At 68.1% G+C, this 1,173-nt stretch carries 1 protein-coding gene; it reads right to left on the bottom strand.

Annotated elements, in window-relative coordinates:
- Window positions 1–120: 120 nt before the first annotated feature.
- Window positions 121–1,173, bottom strand: a 1,053-nt coding sequence (locus tag HX846_RS38090) for a CoA transferase (protein WP_178967563.1), incomplete at its 5' end; no start/stop codon positions are given.

Below are 1,173 nucleotides of genomic sequence, written 5' to 3'. Positions count from 1 at the left end.
CCCCCCCCCCCCCCCCCCCCCCCCCCCCCCCCCCCCCCCCCCCCCCCCCCCCCCCCCCCCCCCCCCCCCCCCCCCCCCCCCCCCCCCCCCCCCCCCCCCCCCCCGCCACAGGATCTTCGGTCACCACTGAGGGCGGTGTGAGCCCAATTCCCCTGCGGGCAAGTCCCACTGCAACGGTGTCCCGCTGATGGTCACCGGGGGCAGCAAGCGGTGGGCCGGGCCCCAGGCGGTTTGCTCCACCACCAAGCCTTGATCACCCGGTTCTTCGGCCCGCAGCGGTAGTTGTTCCGGGACTTGTCCTGCGTCCACCAACAGCTTTGCCGTGCGCGCGAGGGACAACCGTGCCGAACCGCCGCGGCCGGATTTCAATCGTTCACTCAACGCCTGAATCGCACTGGCCGCCATCAAATACCCGGTGGCGTGGTCCAGCGCCTGCAACGGCAGCGGCACCGGTTTTTCCGACTTTTTCCACTGCCTGCCAGCCTCGGCAATCCCGGTGCTCATCTGCACCAGGCTGTCGAACCCCCGGCGATTGCGCCACGGGCCGCTCCAGCCGTAAGCGTTGAGGCTGGCGTCGATCAGGCCAGGCGCGATGGCTTGCAGCGCAGCCTCACCGTAGCCCAACTGTTCCAGTGCATCGGCGCGGTAGCCGTGCAGCAGAATGTCGGTGTTCTTGAGCAGGTTTTCGAAGATCAGGCGGTCGTCGGGGTTTTTCAGGTCCAGGCGGGCGCAACGTTTGCCCAGGGTCATTTCCGGCACCACGCCGGGTTCGTTCCAGTCAGGGGAATCGATGCGCAGTACATCGGCGCCGAGGCCAGCCAGAAAACGACTGGCGGTGGGGCCGGCCAATACGCGCGTCAGGTCCAGCACCTTGATGCCCGCCAGCGGCCTTGCCACCGAGCCCAGCCAGGGTTTGTCGCTGAGGGCTGCAAAGGTCTGGCGATGGACCAGCGGTTCCTGATTGACCGCCAAGCCTTGTGGATGAACTTGCCAGTCTTGCCACGAACGCATCTGCGCCGCACAGCCGTTGGCTTCGACGATCGCCTGTTCCAGCTCGGCAGCGGTCCATGGCGCAACCTTCGCGGCCATCGCGTCACGATCAGCGACCTGCCCGAGTACGCGCTCGGCGGCGGCACGGTGATGCGGTGCATTGGTGTGCAGGCGAATCCAGCC

The sequence above is a fragment of the Pseudomonas sp. K5002 genome (assembly GCF_013386655.1).
Lineage (GTDB): Bacteria > Pseudomonadota > Gammaproteobacteria > Pseudomonadales > Pseudomonadaceae > Aquipseudomonas.
The sequence above is the reverse complement of the archived record's forward strand: the minus strand, read 5'-3'. Positions and strand labels throughout refer to the sequence as shown.